The following is a 2,349-nucleotide window of genomic DNA, read 5'->3' as shown; positions in this document are numbered from 1 at the left end:
TGCATATTCCTAAAGCTTTGACCCCCCTATTCCTATTATACTGACCCCACCTGATTCCTGAGGTTTGACCCCTCAAAAATAGAAGGATGTTGGTAACATTCCTATGGTTTGACCCCTCTGAATTAGATTATTCTTGAGGTTTGACCCCCTAGGAAATGTGGATGCATGCGGTAAATAATATTCATGTTCGTGATAAAATCACAAGCATGGGCAAAATAAAACGTATGGATCAAGTAAAATTAATACTTAAGGTATTTCTAAAGAATGGATCATTTAAAGCCACCGCTAGGAAGCTTAAGATCTCTAAGAATACAGTCAAGCACTATGTAAGACAAGCTCAGAAATTTGATCATGATTTAAAAAAGATCATAAGCCTTGAGCAAGAATCCTTCTTCGTAATTTTCAATAAAGAAGCTAGTGATTTAGAGCTCGAGAAAGATCGTATTTTCCTTGAGAAGATCTCCTTTTGGTTAGAGGAGTTGTGTAAGCCTGGAGTAACACGTCAGCTGATCTGGGAGGAATATAAGAGTACAAACGATCAGTTTTATAGCTATAGTCGCTTTTGCGGCAAACTGAAACGATACATAGCCTCCAAGGACTTAACCATCGCCCTAAACCACAAACCAGGAGATGTTCTTCAAATAGACTTTGCAGGCAAGAAACTTTGTTGGGTAGACATTAATACAGGAGAGGAACATAACTGTGAAGTACTGGTGACAGTGTGTCCTTTTAGTCACTATTGTTTTGTTATTGCTTTGCCTTCTCAGAAGGTACAAGACTTCATTCACGGTATTAATCAAGCTTTATTATTCCTAGGTAAGCTCCCTAAAAAATTACTTTCAGACAACCTAAAATCTTACGTCACTAGATCAGATAAATATGAACCTAAGTTTAATGATTTGTGTGTTCAGTTAGGGGCGCATTATGGAATCGAATTACAAGCAACACGTCCTCGAAAACCGAAGGATAAAGCAAGCGTTGAAAATGCTGTGAGGATCGCCTACCAAAGAATTTATGCTCCTCTGAGAAATGAAATCTTTCATAGCATAGAAGAGCTAAATAGAGGCATTAAAGATCAATTAGAAATTCATAATCAACTTCCTTTTCAAAAGAAAGAGGGAAGTAGAAAGGAGCGCTTCGAGCAATATGAGAAGCCACTGATGGATAACTTGCCAAACGAACTCTTTGAAATTAAGAAATCTACGAAAGCGAAAGTTCAACGCAATTACCATGTTTTTCTTGGCGAAGAAAAAAACTACTATTCAGTGCCTCATCAGTTCGTCGGCAAGCAAGCTATTGTCTTGTATAACCGAACTATGGTAGAGGTTTATATAGACAGGAAGCGTGTTGCATTGCACAATAGACTTGATCACAGAAATAGCCATGCTTACCAAACTAGTGATAAACATTTACCTCGAAATCATGAGCAATGGAAGGCTTCTCAAGGTTACGATGGCGCTTACTTCATCGCACAAGCAGCCCAAATAGGAGAAGCGACTCAATGGTTGATACAACAAATTTTGATTGGTAAGATTTACGAAGCTCAAGCGTACAAAAGCTGTGCAGGGATTATTCATCTTTCTAAACGATACTCATCCCTTCGAGTTGAAAATGCAGCAAAACGATGCCAGAAAGCAGGCAAAGGAAATTATCCAATGATGAAGAATATTCTAGAGAAAAATCTAGATCAAGAGCATGAAGCCCTGATTCTTAAAATCCCTGATCACACTAATATTAGAGGACCTGAAGCTTATCAATAATTGACTTTTAATCTTAAAATTCTAATAAATGAAAAATGAATCTTTAGACATGTTTAGACAAATGAAACTCTCAGGTATGGCAGATGCTTACCAAGCAGTTTTGTCTCTACCCATTAACAATCATCCAGATGCCCATCAGCTTATCGCCCAACTCTTAGATGCCGAATATCATTATCGAACAGATCGGAGAACTAAGATGTATCTCAGGTTAAGCAAGCTAAGATATCAAGCTTCTATCCAAGACATCGAATGCTCTGAAAAGAGAAATCTGAGTAAGGAAAAACTGTCTGTCTTAGCAGATTGCAACTTTATCAATCGTGCTGAAAATGTATTGATCACAGGCGCTACAGGATGCGGTAAGTCCTACCTTGCTTGCGCTTTGGGTCACAACGCATGCTTGTTCGGGCATAGAACTTTATACTTTAACCTGAATCGTTTAGCAGAACAAATAAGTATCGCAAAAACAGATGGTTCTCTAATCAAATGGCTTGATAAAATCAAGAAAGCTAGCCTAATCATCCTTGATGACTTTGGTTTACAACCGCTATCACAATCTGTAAAATTAGCTCTGCTTCAAATCCTTGAAGAT

At 38.0% G+C, this 2,349-nt stretch carries 2 protein-coding genes; both read left to right on the top strand.

Features of this window, described 5'->3' with window-relative positions:
• The first annotated feature begins 206 nt into the window (after window positions 1-206).
• On the top strand, window positions 207-1,760 hold the full coding sequence (gene istA / locus L2567_RS20770) for an IS21 family transposase (RefSeq protein WP_235299787.1): 1,554 nt from the start codon (window positions 207-209) through the stop codon (window positions 1,758-1,760).
• Window positions 1,761-1,788: 28 nt separating this feature from the next.
• On the top strand, window positions 1,789-2,349 hold a 561-nt coding region (locus L2567_RS20765; protein ID WP_235299786.1), incomplete at its 3' end, for an ATP-binding protein.

It is taken from the genome of Portibacter marinus, assembly GCF_021533195.1.
Taxonomy (GTDB): Bacteria; Bacteroidota; Bacteroidia; order Chitinophagales; family Saprospiraceae; genus Portibacter; species Portibacter marinus.
The sequence above is the reverse complement of the archived record's forward strand: the minus strand, read 5'-3'. Positions and strand labels throughout refer to the sequence as shown.